Origin of the sequence: Microbacterium esteraromaticum, assembly GCF_016907315.1 — a bacterium.
Classification (GTDB): domain Bacteria; phylum Actinomycetota; class Actinomycetes; order Actinomycetales; family Microbacteriaceae; genus Microbacterium; species Microbacterium esteraromaticum.
The window spans coordinates 476,228-492,080 of sequence record NZ_JAFBBS010000001.1 but is presented as its reverse complement, the minus strand read 5'-3'; the positions used below and the strand labels follow the sequence as shown (position 1 = coordinate 492,080).

General features: G+C 68.5%; 14 protein-coding genes. 11 read left to right on the top strand and 3 right to left on the bottom strand.

Going from position 1 to position 15,853, the window contains the following annotated elements; translation table 11 throughout:
- Positions 1-76: 76 nt before the first annotated feature.
- Together pknB and JOE67_RS02395 are read right to left on the bottom strand one after the other, a co-directional pair.
- Positions 77-2,026, bottom strand: a complete 1,950-nt coding sequence (gene pknB / locus JOE67_RS02400) for a Stk1 family PASTA domain-containing Ser/Thr kinase (RefSeq protein WP_204973988.1) — start codon at positions 2,024-2,026, stop codon at positions 77-79.
- Positions 2,027-2,108: 82 nt separating this feature from the next.
- Entirely contained in the window at positions 2,109-3,296 is a 1,188-nt protein-coding gene (locus JOE67_RS02395; RefSeq protein ID WP_204973987.1) for a muramidase family protein, read from the bottom strand.
- Positions 3,297-3,432: 136 nt separating this feature from the next.
- On the opposite strand from JOE67_RS02395, the gene JOE67_RS02390 reads away from it, so the two are divergent.
- A complete protein-coding gene (locus JOE67_RS02390) occupies positions 3,433-3,777 on the top strand; it encodes an Rv2175c family DNA-binding protein (protein ID WP_338041469.1) in 345 nt (114 codons plus the stop codon).
- 21 nt (positions 3,778-3,798) lie between these two features.
- Here JOE67_RS02390 and JOE67_RS02385 read toward each other — a convergent pair whose 3' ends face one another.
- Positions 3,799-4,875: a polyprenyl synthetase family protein gene (locus JOE67_RS02385; protein ID WP_204976617.1), complete on the bottom strand. Its 1,077-nt coding sequence runs from the start codon at positions 4,873-4,875 to the stop codon at positions 3,799-3,801.
- Positions 4,876-4,969: 94 nt separating this feature from the next.
- Between JOE67_RS02385 and JOE67_RS02380 the strand changes: the two genes are divergently transcribed.
- The 10 genes from JOE67_RS02380 (at position 4,970) to JOE67_RS02335 (ending at position 15,842) form a co-directional block, all read left to right on the top strand.
- Positions 4,970-5,356: a DUF3040 domain-containing protein gene (locus JOE67_RS02380; RefSeq protein ID WP_204973986.1), complete on the top strand. Its 387-nt coding sequence runs from the start codon at positions 4,970-4,972 to the stop codon at positions 5,354-5,356.
- 254 nt (positions 5,357-5,610) lie between these two features.
- The gene (gene mraZ / locus JOE67_RS02375; RefSeq protein ID WP_204973985.1) at positions 5,611-6,042 is read left to right on the top strand and encodes a division/cell wall cluster transcriptional repressor MraZ; all 432 of its coding nucleotides are present in this window, start codon (positions 5,611-5,613) and stop codon (positions 6,040-6,042) included.
- Between the two features lie 96 nt (positions 6,043-6,138).
- Positions 6,139-7,077 carry a 16S rRNA (cytosine(1402)-N(4))-methyltransferase RsmH gene (gene rsmH / locus JOE67_RS02370; protein ID WP_204973984.1) on the top strand — a complete coding sequence of 313 codons (939 nt, stop codon included), beginning with the start codon at positions 6,139-6,141 and terminating at the stop codon, positions 7,075-7,077.
- Positions 7,074-7,667 carry a cell division protein FtsL gene (gene ftsL, locus JOE67_RS02365; RefSeq protein ID WP_204973983.1) on the top strand — a complete coding sequence of 198 codons (594 nt, stop codon included), beginning with the start codon at positions 7,074-7,076 and terminating at the stop codon, positions 7,665-7,667. The genes rsmH and ftsL overlap by 4 nt, the downstream gene beginning before the upstream one ends.
- 21 nt (positions 7,668-7,688) lie before the next feature.
- A complete protein-coding gene (locus tag JOE67_RS02360; protein WP_204973982.1) occupies positions 7,689-9,491 on the top strand; it encodes a peptidoglycan D,D-transpeptidase FtsI family protein in 1,803 nt (600 codons plus the stop codon).
- Positions 9,492-9,521: 30 nt separating this feature from the next.
- Positions 9,522-10,934, top strand: a complete 1,413-nt coding sequence (locus JOE67_RS02355; RefSeq protein WP_204973981.1) for a UDP-N-acetylmuramoyl-tripeptide--D-alanyl-D-alanine ligase — start codon at positions 9,522-9,524, stop codon at positions 10,932-10,934.
- The gene (mraY, locus tag JOE67_RS02350) at positions 10,931-12,031 is read left to right on the top strand and encodes a phospho-N-acetylmuramoyl-pentapeptide-transferase (protein WP_204973980.1); all 1,101 of its coding nucleotides are present in this window, start codon (positions 10,931-10,933) and stop codon (positions 12,029-12,031) included. The genes JOE67_RS02355 and mraY overlap by 4 nt, the downstream gene beginning before the upstream one ends.
- On the top strand, positions 12,028-13,530 hold the full coding sequence (murD, locus tag JOE67_RS02345) for a UDP-N-acetylmuramoyl-L-alanine--D-glutamate ligase (protein ID WP_204973979.1): 1,503 nt from the start codon (positions 12,028-12,030) through the stop codon (positions 13,528-13,530). The genes mraY and murD overlap by 4 nt, the downstream gene beginning before the upstream one ends.
- 15 nt (positions 13,531-13,545) lie before the next feature.
- The gene (ftsW, locus tag JOE67_RS02340; RefSeq protein WP_204973978.1) at positions 13,546-14,772 is read left to right on the top strand and encodes a putative lipid II flippase FtsW; all 1,227 of its coding nucleotides are present in this window, start codon (positions 13,546-13,548) and stop codon (positions 14,770-14,772) included.
- Positions 14,769-15,842: a glycosyltransferase gene (locus tag JOE67_RS02335; protein ID WP_204973977.1), complete on the top strand. Its 1,074-nt coding sequence runs from the start codon at positions 14,769-14,771 to the stop codon at positions 15,840-15,842. The genes ftsW and JOE67_RS02335 overlap by 4 nt, the downstream gene beginning before the upstream one ends.
- Positions 15,843-15,853 lie beyond the last annotated feature (11 nt).

Here is a 15,853-nt window from a genome sequence, read left to right as displayed (position 1 = left end):
GGGCAGCCGCTCTGTCGTCGTACAAGGGGTTCGCATCCGCGTCAGGGACGCGCGGTCATGCCGGGGGAGCAGCGCTTCAGCAGAAGAAGCCCGGAGTGAGGGTGACGGTCGAACCGCGCGCCGCGGTGCCGTTCGGGTCGTAGCTGCACACCTTGTACACGTCCCAGTACTTGCCGCCCAGGGGGAGCTCCATGTCCTCGATCGAGGGGTTCACCTTGAAGCCGGCGTCTTTGAGAGTCGCGACCGCCTCACGCACGGTCTTGCCCTTCACATCGGGGATGGGCAGCGGCTGCGGTCCCCTCGACACCGTGAGCGTCACAGTGTCGCCCGGACGCCAGGCGCCGCCTTCCGGCCGCTCTTTGGTCTGCGCGATCACCGAGCCCTTGGCGACGGACTCACTCCAGTCCTCGGGGCGGTCGTCGGCGACCTTCAGCTGAACGCCCTCGAGCGTTCGCACAGCCTCGTCGAGCGGCTTGCCGACGACATCCGGCACGGCCCCGAGGGAGAGCTGGATGACGGCCGAGTCGTCTTCGAACACCTGGCATCCGTCGGCGCAGCCGTACGCCTCGCCCTCGTCGCGAGGGCTGATCCGGACGTTCAGCACGAGTCCCTTGTCGAGCCCGTCGAAGTACTCCTCGACGTCGTCCGAGACGTTGACGCGGTTGTCGGCGAGCAGCGTGCGAACCTCGTCTGCGCTCTTTCCGCGCAGCGCGGGCAGCTCGTGCTGGGCAGGCCCCGTGGAGACGACGAGGGTCACTGCGCTGTCCTTCTCGACGCGCTCGCCCTCGCCCGGTGCCGATTCGATCACCTCGCCCGCGTCGATGTCGATGGACGACTGCTCTGCCCTCTCGGGCGTCAGGCCCTCCGCTTTCACCGCGGCTGCCGCCTGGTCATAGGTCATGCCGGCGACGGGCGGCACCGGGATCAGCGATCCGGGGCCGGAGCCGAACCACCATCCGACCGTGCCGGCGAGCACAGCGAGCAGCAGCACGAGGGTGAGCAGCGCTGCGCCTGTGGAGCGCCGTCGCGCCGTGCGGCGACGCAGGCGCGTGGCGTTGTCGGTGCCCTCGTCGGCCTCGTCGACGGGGGCGGGCAGCACTGCGGTGCCGGGGAGGATCTTGGTGACAGAGCCGGAGTCGTACTCTCTGGACGCGACGTCGGTCGCGGTGGGAACAGGAGTGACGCCGATCTCGCGCTCGATCTCGCGCAGTCGCGTCAGCATCTCCTTGGCGTCGAGCGGACGATCGTCAGGTGACTTCTCGGTGGCCCAGAGCACCAGCTCGTCGAGCTGCTCGGGCACGCCGGGGTTGCGCACGCTCGGCCGGGGCACCTGTTCGGTGGCGTGCTGGAACGCGATCTGCATGGGCTGCTCGCCCTTGTAGGGCTGCTCGCCCACGAGCATCTCGTAGAGCATGATGCCCAGTGCGTAGATGTCGCTGCGTGCGTCGGCCGTGCCCCGGGTGACGAGCTCGGGGGCGAGATAGGCGATTGTCCCGAGCAGCTGCGCTCCGGTGGCCGTGTTCGCCGTGGTCGCCCTGGCGAGGCCGAAGTCGCCGATCTTGATCCGGCCGTCCTCGGCGAGCAGCACGTTCTCGGGCTTGACGTCACGGTGCACGATCCCGGCGCTGTGCGCGGCGGCGAGACCGGAGAGGATCGCATCCATGATCGTGATCGTCTGCGCGACGGTCAGACGCTTCTGCTCGCGCATCAGCTCGCGGAGGGTGATGCCGGGCAGGTACTCCATCACGAGGTAGGCGAGCTCGCCGTCCTGTCCCTGGTCGAAGACGTTCACGACGTGGGGGTCGGCAAGGCGGGCCGCGGCCCTGGCCTCTTGGATGAACCGGCTCTGGAACGCCGAGTCGTCGCTGAGGTGCGCGTGCATCACCTTGAGCGCTATGCGCCGCTCGAGGCGCATGTCGGTCGCCACGTACACCGTCGCCATGCCACCGCGCGCGATGCGCGCACGGACGCGGTACCGGCCGTCGACAAGCCGCCCGATGAGGGGGTCGGCCTGCGGAGTGTTCACAGGTCGAGTCTATGAAGAACAGTCTGGGTGAACAGGCAACGGCGCACCCCGGCTGAATTTCGATCCGGTGACGATGCGCGTGTCATCGCAGCGTGTCGAGCCAGCGATTCGCCTGCTGCTCCCACTGGCCGTAGCGATGCGGGTATGCCGAGACCTGCACCGCCTGCGCTGCGCCCGTGAACGACATGCGCTGCCATCCCGCGATGTCGAGGAGCCCGCGGGTCGCGTTGCCGTTGGGATTCTGCGGACCCCCGTAGAAGACGCGGATGCTGCGATCGACGTCCGTGATCTGCTCTGCGGTTCCCCAGCCCTGACTCGGGCGCTGCTGGAACAGCCCGAGCGAGTCACGGTCGCCGTAGTCGAGGTTGCGCATCGATGACTCGACCATCGCGGTGGCGAGTGCGATCGCGATGCCGCGTTCGGGCACTCCGAGTTCGCGACCGATGCGGATGATCCGCGCGGCATGGGCCTTCTGGGTGTCGTTCAGAGCGGCTGACCGCTGTGCGGACGCGGGGACCTGCAGCCGCAGCTTCTGGCCGGGGTAGATGATGCTGCCCTGTCCGAGGTCGTTCGCCTGCAGAAGCACGGCGACGCTCGTGCCGTACTTCTCGGCGATGCCGTAGAGGGTGTCTCCTGCGCCGACGGTGTGCGAGGTCGGCTTCGCCGTCGAGGCGGGCGCGGCGGCCGGGGCTGGGGCCGGCTTCGATGCGGAGACGAGGGCGATCGTTCCGGATACGCGCAGCTTCTGCCCTGGCCTGATGACGGCAGACCCACCGATGCTGTTGAGCGACATGATCGCCGAGACGGTCGTGCGGTACTTCTTCGCGATGCCGTAGACCGTGTCGCCGCGGACGACCGTGTGCGTCACGGCAGTCGCAGGTGCAGCCGGAGCCGGCTTCGCCGACGCGGCAGCCGCGGACGCGGGGGAGAGGCGCAGCTTCTGGCCGGGATAGATCACCGAGCGCCAGCCCAGCTTGTTCCAGGACAGGAGGTCGGCGGTCGCGACGCCGTGCGCGCGGGCGATGGAGGAGACGGTGTCACCGGGCTTGATCGTGTACGTGCTCGTGCGCGCGGCAGCAGGATGGGCGATGCCCCGGCTGTCGAGGTCCCTCGATGGGAGCGCCTGCACGTGGGGCGCGCCGCTCGCCGAACGCGATCCGGTCTCGGCGGCCTGGGCGGGGGCTACGGTGAGCGCTGCCGCCAGCGTCCCGACGACAGCGGCGGGTGCGGTGAAGCGCACCGGCAGTGTGCGCTGGGTGGTGATGCTCATATCGTCTCTCTCCCCGTAGATGCAGAAGAAACGCTGACACGCATGTAAACCGTTGTCAACTGGTGTGACTCGTGTGACTGCTGTGATCAGCGGTCCCGGTGACGGCGCATGCGGCGCTGGATGAGATAGTGGAGGGGTGTCTGAGAACGCTGCTGACCCCTCCGCCTGGCTGACCATCCCCGAACTCGCCGAGGCGCTCGACGAGACCCCCGGGCGCGTCCGCCGTCTTCTCGACGAGCACTACCTGATCGGCTCGCGTCGCCATGGCGCCTTCGCCGTGCCGGCCGCGTTCATCGTCGATGGCCGCCCGCTGCCGTCGCTGCGCGGAACGATCATGGCGCTGCAGGATGTCTCTTTCTCGGACGACGAGGTCATCGACTGGCTGCTCGCCGAAGAGGAGACGCTCGGACGCACGCCGATCGCGGCTCTGCTGGCCGGCCACAAGAGCGAGGTCCGACGCGTCGCGCGAACCCTGGCCTGAGGCCCTCTTAGCACGGTTCGCTCAGGCGGAACGCGCGATAGCCGCCTCGGCGAGAGCGCTCAGCGCCTGCCTCGCCTGTTCGTTCAGGTCCGCGTCCTCGAGAGCGGCCACCGCGGCCTCCGAGTACTCGGCGATCATCTGCTCGACCTGTTCGGCGGCTCCCGTCGAGCGGATCAGGTGCTGTAGCTCCGCCACGTCGGTCGCGGTCAGATGCGGGTCGCCGATGCGCGAGTCGAGATGCGCGCGTGCGTCCTGTGGCAGCGCCTCACGTGCGATCGCGATGAGCGCCGTGCGCTTGCCTTCGCGAAGGTCGTCGCCGGCGGGCTTGCCGGTGACGACCGGGTCGCCGAACACGCCGAGCACATCGTCGCGCAGCTGGAAGGCCATGCCGACCGGATGCCCGAAGGCGCGCAAGCGCGCGAGCAGACGGTCGTCCGCGCCGGCGAGAGTCGCACCGAGCAGGATCGGCTGCTCGACGCTGTAGCGGGCGGACTTGAGGGCAGCGACCCGCAGCGCCCGTGGAAGGAGTGAGTCGGGCGGATTCACGCTCCATGCCGACTCCTCGGTGATGTCGAGCATCTGCCCTACGGTCACGTCGCGACGCATGCGCGCGTACTCGGCTCGGGTCGCGGCGGCATGCGGATGCCCGTCGAGCGTCTCCTCCAGAAGATCGTCGCTCCACGCGACCAGGAGGTCGCCGAGCAGCACGGCAGCAGACCGGCCGAAAGCCTCCGCATCGCCGTGCCAGCCGGCTTCGCGGTGTGCGGCTTCGAGCGCGCGGTGCGAGGCGGGGCGACCGCGGCGCGTGTCGGAGTTGTCGATGAGGTCGTCGTGCACCAGAGCCGCCGACTGGAAGATCTCCAGCGCAGCTCCGAGGCCCCAGAGGGCGGCATCCGGCTCGCGACCGCCTGATGCCGCGAGCCATCCGGCATGGGCGAAGCGCGCCCGAAGACGCTTTCCGCCGCTCAAGGTCGCTGCAGCGGCGCCGAGGAACGTCTCGGCGTCCGGGCCGTACTCGGTGCTGCGGGAGCGCATGCTCAGCAGAAACGCGTCAAGGCGTTCCGCAACGGCGTCTGTGACGGGAGATGCTGACACGATTCCCAGCCTAGATGCAGGCAATCGGGGCCGGCCCGGCTAGCCGACGGCCCGCGTGCAAGGGTAGACTTGACTGACCGAACCGAGGGGGTTGGACATGCCTCTTTCCGAACAAGAGCAGCGCATGCTCGATGAGATGGAACGCCATCTTCTCCAGCACGACGCAGACGTCGTCACCGCGCCGTCCGGCGATCGCGCGCTCAGCTATCGCAACCTGGTCTACGGCGCGCTCCTGCTGCTCGCCGGCATCGGCGGACTCGTGGCCGCCGTGGCCGCAGGCGACAAGGTGGGTGTCGTCGGAAGCGTCATCCTCGGTGTCGTCGCGTTCCTCGCCATGCTGGGTGGCGCGATTCTGGCCTTCACGCCTGTTCGCCGTACCTCGGCGTCTGCCGCATCCACGAAGCCGCGGGCGGCGAAGTCACGCGACTCCTCCTTCATGGATCGCATGAGCGATCGCTGGGATCGACGCCAGGACGAGCGCTGATCTGACCCACTACGAAGCCCGGATGCCATGCATCCGGGTTTTTTCGTGCTTCGACTGGTTGCTTCCCTCCACCCGCCCTCCACTCGCACTCCACTGCCCTCCACGCCCGTCATTCCGCGGAATGACGGGCGTTCTGCGTTCCGCACTCAGAAGATCAGCAGGAACGAGGGGCGGATTTTCGTAGGAAAGTGGAGCGAAGTGGAGTAAAGTGGTGCGCACCTCGGGTTGGCCGGACGCAGAGGGGGTGATGGCCAGTGCTATTGGGTACCCACACACCGAAGCTCGACGACAAGGGCCGTGTGATCCTTCCTGCGAAGTTCCGAGAGGACCTCGCCGGGGGCATCGTGGTCACCCGCGGGCAGGAGCGCTGCCTCTACGTGTTCAGCACCGCCGAATTCGAGGCCAAGCACGAGCGGGTCCGTCAGGCCCCGCTCACCGACAAGCAGGCACGCAGCTTTCTGCGCATGTTCCTCTCCGGAGCCAGCGCTGAGATGCCAGACAGCCAGAACCGCATCACGATCCCGGCCCACCTGCGTCAGTACGCGGGTCTGGAGAAGGAGCTGGTCGTCACCGGTGTCGGCGCCCACGCCGAGATCTGGGACGCGGCCGCCTGGAACGCATACCTCGAGAGCAACGAAGAGTCCTACGCCGATCTGGAACAGGAGGTGATTCCCGGCTTGTTCTGACCACGGCTGTGATGCCTCGCCGCTCCGCCCCGACACACTTCCCCGGTGCCGGGTCGAGCGGAGAGGAATCAGAGCCGGAGGTCACGGGAGAAGATCATGAGCATCCGCGACATCCACACCCCGGTGCTGCTGGAACGCTGCATCGAGCTGCTCGCACCCGCGCTGCAGCACGACGGAGCGGTGCTCGTCGACGCCACCCTCGGCATGGGAGGCCACTCCGAGGCATTTCTCGAGCGCTTCCCCGGCACCCGGCTGATCGGCCTCGACCGCGACACCGACGCCCTCCGCATCGCGGGGGAGAGGCTGGCGCCGTTCGGCGACCGCGTCACCCTCGTGCACACCGTCTACGACGAGATCGGCCTGCACGCGCAGGGCGCCTCGGCGATCCTCTTCGATCTGGGCGTCTCGTCCCTGCAGCTCGACGAAGCAGAACGAGGCTTCGCGTACTCGAAGGACGCCCCGCTCGACATGCGCATGGATCAGACCAAGGGGCGCACGGCGGCGACCATCCTCGCCGAGTACAGCGAGGGGCAGCTGCGCCGGATCTTCGAGCGCTTCGGTGAGGAGAAGCTCGCCGGTCGCTACGCCCGGTTCATCGTGCAGGCGCGGGAGCAGCATCCGCTGACCCGCTCGGGCGAGCTCGTCGACCTTCTGGTCGAAGCGACCCCCGCCGCGGCGCAGCGTGCCGGTCACCCCGCGAAGCGCGTCTTCCAGGCGCTGCGCATCGAGGTGAACTCCGAGCTGAGCGTTCTCGCCGACGCCATCCCGGCTGCGATGGATGCGCTCACGGTCGGCGGTCGGATCGCCGTCATGGCCTATCAGTCCCTGGAGGACCGCCTGGTCAAGCAGGCGTTCGCCGCGGCGTCGTCGTCGACCGCACCCGCCGGGCTCCCCGTGGAGCTGCCGGAGCACGCCCCCCGCTTCCGCGTGCTCACGAAGGGCGCTGAGCTCGCGCGCGATGACGAGAAGGCGCGCAATCCTCGCGCAATACCGGTGCGGCTCCGTGCCGCAGAGAAGCTGAGGGAGACGTCATGAGCCTGCAGACAGCCCGCGTGCAGCCGCAGCCGCAGCCGCAGCCCCAGCGCAGTGAACCCCGGCGTCGGCTGACGCCCGTGACCGCGCCCGCAGCCGCGCGCCGACCCCGGCTGGCGTACGCAGCCCTCGCCGTCGGCGGTGCTCTGGCCATCGGGGCCGCCCAGATGGGCATCTCGCTCGCCACCACCCAGGACGCCTTCGTGCTCGCCGACCTGAACATCCAGCAGCACGAACTCGGTCTGCAGAAGCAGGCGCTGCACGAGAACCTCGTGGGCATCAGCTCGCCGCAGTCCCTCGCGGTGAAGGCGGATGGCATGGGCCTCGTCGTGGCCGGATCGGCGTCATACCTGAGGCTCAGCGACGGGAAGGTGCTCGGCGCCAGCGACGGCGCCAACTGGGCATCCACCGTCGATCCGAACGGCGCAACCAAGGTCGGCAACGCGCTCCTCGCCCCTCCGCCGCCCACGGCGGCGGAGAAGAAGGCCGCGGAGGAGGCCGCCGCGAAGCGCGACGAAGCTGCCGCCGGCACAGTCGAACCGGCAGGCCCTCCCGTGATCACAGACGGCCTTCCGACCCCCACCACCCGATAGCCGCACCCGACGGAGACGCGCATGACGACTCGAGCCACTCGCGCACAGCGCCGACGTACAGCGGTCGCCCTGGCCGTCATCCTCATGGTGCTCGGCGCCTTCGTCTTCCGCCTCGTCGACATCCAGGTGGTGCACGCCGATGACCATGTCGCCGAAGGCGTCAACACCGGCAACCTCGGCTCGACCCAGGTGATCGCGGGGGCGCGCGGTGACATCGCCGACACCGACGGCACGGTGCTCGCCTCGAGCGTGCTGGTCTATGACGCGGAGCTCTCACCGCTGCTGATCCGTCAGTTCGAAGAGCAGACAGACGAGAAGAAGAAGCCGAAGCTGGCCTGGGAAGACGCCAGTGAGCGCATCGCCGACATCGCGGGAATCGACGTCGACGACCTGCGCGACAACGTGTCGAAGAAGATCGAGCAGGACCCGAACTCCCAGTACCTCGCGCTCGCCACAGGGCTCAGCACCGAGCAGTACCTGAAGCTGCGCGAACTGAAGACCGACGACGGCCTCGCCTACATCGCGATGAAGCCGCGCTCTGTGCGGGTGTACCCCAACGGAGCGGTCGCCGGCAGCGCCCTCGGCTTCCTCGACGGGTCGGGAAAGCCCCTCTACGGCGTCGAGCTGATGGACGACGCGTGCCTCTCGGCGAAGAACGGCGAGATGACCTACCTGCGCGGACAGGGCGGCGTGAAGATCCCTGGCAGCGAGCAGATCACCCCCGCCACCGACGGCGGCACGGTGCAGCTCACGATCAACAGCGATCTGAACTGGTACCTGCAGCAGATGATCGCCGAGGAGGCGAAGAAGCAGGGCGCCAAGGCGGGCTCGGTCACCGTCGTCGACGTCAAGACGGGCAAGATCCGCGCGATGGCCGAGTACCCGTCGCTCGATCCCAATGACGTGAACTCGGTGGACGACGACTACTGGCGCTCGCAGGTTTTCTCGTACTCGTTCGAGCCCGGCTCGACGTTCAAGCCGGTGACGGCGGCGTCGGTCATCAATGAGGGAGCGGCGACGCCGCTGACCTCGGTGACGGCTCCCGACCACAAGAAGTTCCCGAACGGAGCGGTCGTCAACGATCCGTTCAAGCACCCGACCTATCAGTACACGTTCGCCGGCGCGCTGATCGACTCGTCGAACGTGTCGCTGTCACAGTTCGGCACGATGATCTCGCCCGAGAAGCGCTACGACTACCTGAAGAAGTTCGGCGTCGCGCAGAAGACCGCTGTGGGCTTCCCTGAAGAGGTGTCCGGCCTGATCCACGATCCCGCGAAATGGGGGCCGCAGGGGCTGTACACCACCACCTTCGGGCAGGCGTTCACGGTCACTCCCGCACAGATCGCGGGCGCGTACCAGGCCCTCGCGAACGGCGGCGAGAAGCTCGACCTGTCGCTCGTCGAATCATGCACGAGCGGGGACGGCACGGTGATCACCCCCGACGCCCCGAAGAGCGAGCGCGTCGTGACCGAGAAGACAGCGAAGACCGTGCAGCGGATGCTCGAGAACGTCGCCGTGCAGGGCGGTCTCGCCAAGACGATCGAGGTGCCCGGCTACCGCATCGGCATCAAGACCGGTACGGCGCAGAAGCCGGACGGCAAGGGCGGCTACAAGAAGGGCGTCTACTTCACCAATATGGCGGGCATGGCGCCGATCGAGGATCCGCAGTTCGTCGTGCTGGTCACCCTGGACGAGCCGACTAGGATTAGGAACTCCGGGGCCACCGCCGCCGCCTTCCAGAAGGCGATGACGCAGGTGCTGAAGACCTACCGCGTCGCCCCCTCCTCGCAGCCCATGGATGAGCTGCTCCCGAAATTCGACTAGCCGGCATCGCGCCGCGCAAGGAGATGCCACATGATCGCCCTTCCGCTCGCCGAGATCGCCGAGATCCTGCACGGTGAGCTGCGTCTGCACGCCCCGCACACGGCCGAGACCGTCGTCGACGGGACCGTCGACACCGACTCCCGCGAGATGACCACCGGTTCGATCTTCGTCGCCAAGCCCGGCGAGGTGACCGACGGTCACAACTTCGTCGGCGCCGCCGCAGAGGCCGGCGCGGTGCTCGCCATCGTCGAGCGCCCGGTCGACGTCGCGGTGACCCAGATCGTCGTCGCCGACGCCGTCGCCGCCCTCGCCGACCTCGCCCGCGAGGTCGTCGCGCGCGTGCGCGCCGCGGGCGCGCTGAAGATCGTCGGCATCACCGGGTCGAACGGCAAGACCACCACCAAGAACTTCCTCGCCCGGATCCTCTCGGAGGAGGGCGAGACCGTGGCCCCGGTGCGCTCGTACAACAACGAGGTCGGGGCGCCCCTGACGATGCTGAGGGTCACACCCACCACACGGTTCCTGGTCAGCGAGTTCGGCGCCGCAGGCGCCGGCAGCATCGCGCGCCTCGCAGGTCTCGTGACGCCCGATGTGTCGGTCGTGCTGATGGTGGGGCTCGCGCACGCCGGCGGCTTCGGAGGCATCGAGGCGACCGCGAAGGCGAAGTCGGAACTGGTCTCCGCCGCTCGAACCGACGGCACGGCCGTGCTCAACATCGACGACCCGCGCGTCTGGGCCATGCGGTCGCTCGCCGAGGAGCGCGGGATGAACGTGGTCGGGTTCGGTCAGCATCCGGATGCCGAGGTCCGGGCCGACCGCATCGAGGTGGCTGCCAACGGCACGTCGGCCGTCATCCAGGCCGACGGCGAGGAGATCCCGCTGCGGCTGCAGGTGCTCGGCGCCCACCACGTGCACAACGCCCTCGCAGCGATCGCCGCGGCCCGAGTCCTCGGTGTGCCCGTCACGCACTCGATCAGCCGTCTGGAGACCGTGGAGATCGCCGAGCGGTGGAGGATGCAGCCGATGGGCTCCGACCGCGTGCGCATCATCAACGACGCCTACAACGCGAGCCCCGACTCGATGGCAGCAGCGCTGCGCACCCTCGCCCAGATCGTGGCGCCTGGCGAGCGCACCGTTGCGGTGCTGGGTGCCATGAGCGAGCTCGGCGAGACGGCGGGGGAGGAGCACGACCGCATCGGGCTGCTCGCCGTGCGTCTGAACATCCAGCGCATCGTGGTCGTCGGCCCTGAGGCACGACGGCTGTATCTCGCGGCCGTCGGCGAGGGATCCTGGGACGGCGAGGCCGTGCACCTGCTGGACCAGGACGCTGCCTTCGAGTACCTGAAGGGCGAGCTGCGCGACGGTGACCGCGTGCTGGTGAAGTCGTCCAACTCCGCGGGGCTCCGGCATCTCGGCGATCGTCTGGGAGAATCGTTCTCGTGAGGTCCTTGCTTATGGCGACGGCGATTTCGCTCGCCTTCTCGCTCTTCCTGACCCCCGTCTTCCTGAAGGTGTTCCGCCGGATCGGATGGGGGCAGGTGATCCGCACCCCCGAGGACATCGCGAACCCGAGCCACGAGGCCAAGCGCGGCACCCCCACCATGGGTGGCGTCATCTTCATCGTCGGAACGATCCTCGGGTACTTCGCGGGGAGCCTGTTCGGCGGCACGACTCCGGCGCTGTCGGCGATCCTCGTGCTGTGGCTGATGGTCGGGTTCGGCGTGGTCGGCTTCATCGACGACTACATGAAGATCCGCAGTCAGCGCAGCCTCGGCCTCTCCGGCTGGCGCAAGATCGTCGGGCAGCTGCTCGTGCTGGTTCCGTTCGGCATCGTGGCCCTGAACTTCCCGAACCGCCTCGGCCAGTACCCGGCCAGCGGACACGTGTCGCTGTTCCGTGACATCTCCTGGCTGAACCTCTTCGCGTTCGGCGCCGTGCTCGGCTGGATCCTGTACCTCATCTGGGTGTCGGTGATCGGCGTCGCGACCTCGAACAGCGTCAACCTCACCGACGGACTCGACGGTCTGGCGGCAGGTGCCGGTGTGGTCGTGGTCGGTGCATACAGCCTCATCGCGTTCTGGCAGTTCAAGCAGTCGTGCGTCGGCGCGCTCATGGTGCAGGCCGGCTGCTACGAAGTCCGAGAACCGCTGAACCTCGCCACCGTCTCCGCGGCGTTCGCGGGCGGACTGGTCGGATTCCTGTGGTGGAACGCCCCCAAGGCGAAGGTGTTCATGGGCGACGTCGGATCCATGGCGATCGGCGGCGTCATCACCGCGATGGCGATCCTCACGCGAACCGAGCTGCTCCTGCTCGTGATCGCCGGCATCTTCGTGCTCTCGTCAGGCTCGGTGATCCTGCAGCGGCTCTACTTCAAGGTGACGGGGGGCAAGCGGCTCTTCCTGATGAGCCCGTTCCACCACCACCTCGAGATGCGCGGCTGGGCAGAGGTGACGATCGTCGTGCGCCTGTGGATCATCGCCGGCCTGCTCGCCGTCTCGGCCGTCGGCCTCTTCTACGTCGACTGGCTGATCCAGGCATGAGCGCTCGGCTGGATACGCTCACGAGCTGGCACTCCGACTGGTCGGGACTGCGCGTCGCCGTACTCGGGCTGTCGGTGACCGGATTCTCCGCGGCCGACACCCTCACCGAGCTCGGCGCCGAGGTCCTCGTGCTCTCGGAGGGCGCATCGGACGAGTACGCCCGCCTCGTGCCTGTGATCGGTGCGCGCCTCGAACTGGGCCCGCTCACCGATGTGCCCGAGGCGCTGCGCGAGTTCGCGCCTGACGTCGTGATCGCCTCGCCCGGCTTCCCGCCCTCGCATCCGCTGATCCGGTGGACGCGCGAGAGCGGCATCGCGCTCTGGGGAGACGTCGAACTCGCATGGCGCGTACGCGACAAGGTCGTGCGCGCCGACGGCGAGCCGGCCGAATGGGTGCTGATCACCGGCACCAACGGCAAGACGACGACCACTCAGCTCACCGCGACGCTGCTTCAGGAGGGTGGGCTGCGCGCTGCGCCGTGCGGCAACATCGGAGTCCCCGTGCTCGACGCCGTGCGCGACCCTGGCGGATTCGATGTGCTCGTGGTCGAGCTGTCGAGCCACCAGCTCTGGTACATCGGTCAGTCTGAGGTCGCCGGTCAGCTCGTCCCCTACGCCTCGGTCTGCCTGAATCTCGCCGACGACCACCTGGTGTGGCACGGCAGCGCCGACGCGTACCGCGAGGCGAAGTCGTTCGTGTACCGGCACACGAAGGTGGCCTGCGTGTACAACAAGGCGGACGTGGCCACCAGACGGATGGTCGAAGATGCCGACGTCACCGAGGGTGCGCGCGCCATCGGATTCGATCTTGGCACCCCAGGTCCCAGTGATCTCGGCATTGTCGACGGGATCCTGGTCGATCGAGCCTTCCACGACGATCGGCGCAACAGCGCCCTCGAGCTGACGACGGTGACCGACCTGCGTGCCGTTGGCCTCGATGCGCCGCACATCGTCCAGAACATCCTCGCCGCGGCTGCGCTCGCGCGGTCCTTCGGCGTCGAGCCCTTCGCGATCCGTGAGGCGCTGCAGGGATTCTCCCTCGATGCGCACCGCATCCAGGTGGTGGCCGAGCATCGGGGCATCCGCTGGGTCGACGACTCGAAGGCGACCAACCCGCATGCGGCGGCGTCGTCGCTGCGGGCGTATCCCGGCGCGGTGTGGGTGGTCGGAGGCGACCTCAAGGGCGTCGATCTCGGCGAGCTCGTCGCTGAGGCAGGGCGGACCGCGGGCGCGGCGATCGTGATCGGCGTCGACCGCGAACCCGTTCTGACGGCATTCGAGCGACACGCATCCCAGGTGCCGGTGTTCGAGGTCATCCCCGGTGAGACTGGGGATGTCATGGATCGCGTCGTTGAACTGGCGACGGGGATCATCGTGGGCGAGGGCACGGTTCTGCTGGCCCCCGCGGCGGCATCCTTCGACCAGTTCTCGAGTTACGCGGACCGGGGAGAGCGCTTCGCACAGGCGGTGCGCGCATGGATCGAGCAGTCCGGATCGTGAGCAGGGGAGTCGCGGATGACACAGGTCGGACGCCCTCCGCGCACTGACGAACGGGGTCTCGCAGCCCGGGTCTCTCTGGGGCGCCTCTTCACCGCGCCGACCACCGAGTTCGTGCTCATCGCCTCGACCGCGCTCGTCCTCACAGTCTTCGGATGGGTCATGGTGCTGTCCGCCACGAGCGCGAAGCCCGACCCGTGGGATGGAGCGATCAAGCAGGGGATCTTCGCGCTGATCGGCATCCCGCTGATGCTGCTCATCAGCCGGCTCCCCGTGAAGTTCCTCGGGCGCATCGCGTGGCCCGCCCTGATCGGGGCGACGGTGCTGCAGCTGCTCGTGTTCGTCCCCGGTCTGCGCGTGTCGTCGTACGGCAACACCAACTGGATCCGCATCGCCGGGTTCCAGCTGCAGCCGTCCGAGTTCCTCAAGCTGACCCTCGCCCTGTGGATCGCCTACGTGCTGCTGCGCAAGCGCGCGCGCCTCGGCATCTGGCATCACGTGTTCATCCCCGTGGTGCCCGTCTCTGCGCTCGTCATCGGGACGGTGATCGGAGCGAAAGACCTGGGCACGGCGATGGTGCTCGTGCTCATCATGCTCGGCTGCCTGTTCTTCTCGGGCGTCAAGCTGCGGCTCTTCATCCTGCCGATGATCCTCGGGGTCATCGCCGTGGCGTTCTATGCGGCCTCGAGCGACAACCGGATGGGGCGCATCCTGTCGGCGCTCAACCCGGAGGCCTGCGACAACTCCGGTCCCTGCTACCAGGCCGTGCACGGCATCTGGGGCATGGCGAACGGCGGCATCTTCGGCGTGGGCCTCGGCAACTCGCAGGAGAAGTACGGCTGGCTCCCGGCGGCCGAGAACGACTATATCTTCGCGATCGTCGGCGAGGAGCTCGGGCTGATCGGGTGCGTGCTGGTGCTCGCGCTGTTCGCGGTCCTCGCGATCGGCGTCTTCCGCATCGTGCGCCGCTCGGATGACCCGTTCGTCCGCGTGGCGGCCGGCGGGATCGGCGTGTGGATCCTGGGTCAGGCGCTCATCAACATCGGCGTCGTCCTGCGGGTCTTCCCGGTGATGGGCGTTCCTCTGCCGTTCATGTCGCAGGGCGGCACGGCACTGATCTCGGTCCTCGCGGCGTGCGGAGTGCTGCTGGCGTTCGCGCGCACCATGCCCGCTTCTGCAGCCGAGGCCCCGCCCGCACCCGCGATGGCCGCCGGTGCGACAGCGAGGGGTAAGGTCGCGAGGTGACTTCGTACCTCCTCGCCGGCGGTGGCACCGCCGGCCATGTGAACCCCCTGCTCGCCGTCGCGGATCTGCTGCGTCAGCGCGAAGGTGATGACGTGCTGGTGCTCGGCACGAAGGAAGGGCTCGAGTCGCGCCTGGTCCCCGAGCGCGGCTACGAGCTGCTCATCGTCGACAAGGTGCCGTTCCCGCGCCGCCCGAACCGGGCGGCCATCGTGTTCCCCGCGGCGTTCCAGCGGGCGGTGGCGCAGGTGCGCGCGCACATCCGGCGCCATGGCGTCGATGTGGTCATCGGCTTCGGCGGCTACGCATCTGCGCCCGCGTACATCGCCGCGCGCCGCGAGCGGATCCCGTTCGTGGTGCACGAGGCGAACGCCAAGCCCGGGCTCGCCAACGTGCTCGGCGCTCGCACCGCGGCAGCGGTCGGGGTGGCCTTCGAGGGCACGCCGCTGCGGAGAGGGGAGGTCGTCGGGATGCCTCTGCGCCGGGAGGTGGTCGAGCTCGATCGCGCCGGCCTGCGTGCCGACGCGGCCGAGTACTTCGGGCTCGACGCGGATCGACCCGTTCTGCTCGTCTTCGGCGGCTCGCTCGGAGCCCTCCGACTGAACGAGGCGTTCGCCGGGTCGTGGGGCGACGTGCTCGCAGCGGGCTGGCAGCTGCTGCATGCCACGGGCGAGCGCAGCGACCTCGTCGATCCGGAGGTGCCCGGCTATGCGATGCGTCGCTACATCGACCGGATGGATCTGGCCTTCGCTCTTGCCGACCTGATCGTCTCCCGCGCGGGCTCCGCCACCGTCAGCGAGATCAGTGCGCTCGGCATCCCCGCCGTCTACGTGCCCTACTCGGTCGGCAATGGGGAGCAGCGCCTGAACGCCTCCTCCGCAGTCGCGGCGGGCGCGGCCGTCCTGCTCGACGACGCGACTTTCGACGCCGATGTGGTGCGCGAGCGAATCATCCCGCTGCTCGGCGATCGTCAGCAGATCGACGCGATGGCGTCCTCCGCCGAGCGCATCGGGTCGCGGACGGGTGCTGAGGATCTCATCGCGCTCGTCGATCGCGCCCTCGCCGAAAAGTAGACTGGGAGCGA

Bases quoted from the DNA above. Each gene is read 5' to 3' on its own strand.
- JOE67_RS02395 (WP_204973987.1), bottom strand. From the start codon at position 3,296: ATGAGCATCACCACCCAGCGCACACTGCCGGTGCGCTTCACCGCACCC.
- JOE67_RS02380 (WP_204973986.1), top strand. From the start codon at position 4,970: ATGCCTCTTTCCGAACAAGAGCAGCGCATGCTCGATGAGATGGAACGC.
- rsmH (WP_204973984.1), top strand. From the start codon at position 6,139: ATGAGCATCCGCGACATCCACACCCCGGTGCTGCTGGAACGCTGCATC.
- ftsL (WP_204973983.1), top strand. From the start codon at position 7,074: ATGAGCCTGCAGACAGCCCGCGTGCAGCCGCAGCCGCAGCCGCAGCCC.
- JOE67_RS02360 (WP_204973982.1), top strand. From the start codon at position 7,689: ATGACGACTCGAGCCACTCGCGCACAGCGCCGACGTACAGCGGTCGCC.
- JOE67_RS02355 (WP_204973981.1), top strand. From the start codon at position 9,522: ATGATCGCCCTTCCGCTCGCCGAGATCGCCGAGATCCTGCACGGTGAG.
- murD (WP_204973979.1), top strand. From the start codon at position 12,028: ATGAGCGCTCGGCTGGATACGCTCACGAGCTGGCACTCCGACTGGTCG.
- ftsW (WP_204973978.1), top strand. From the start codon at position 13,546: ATGACACAGGTCGGACGCCCTCCGCGCACTGACGAACGGGGTCTCGCA.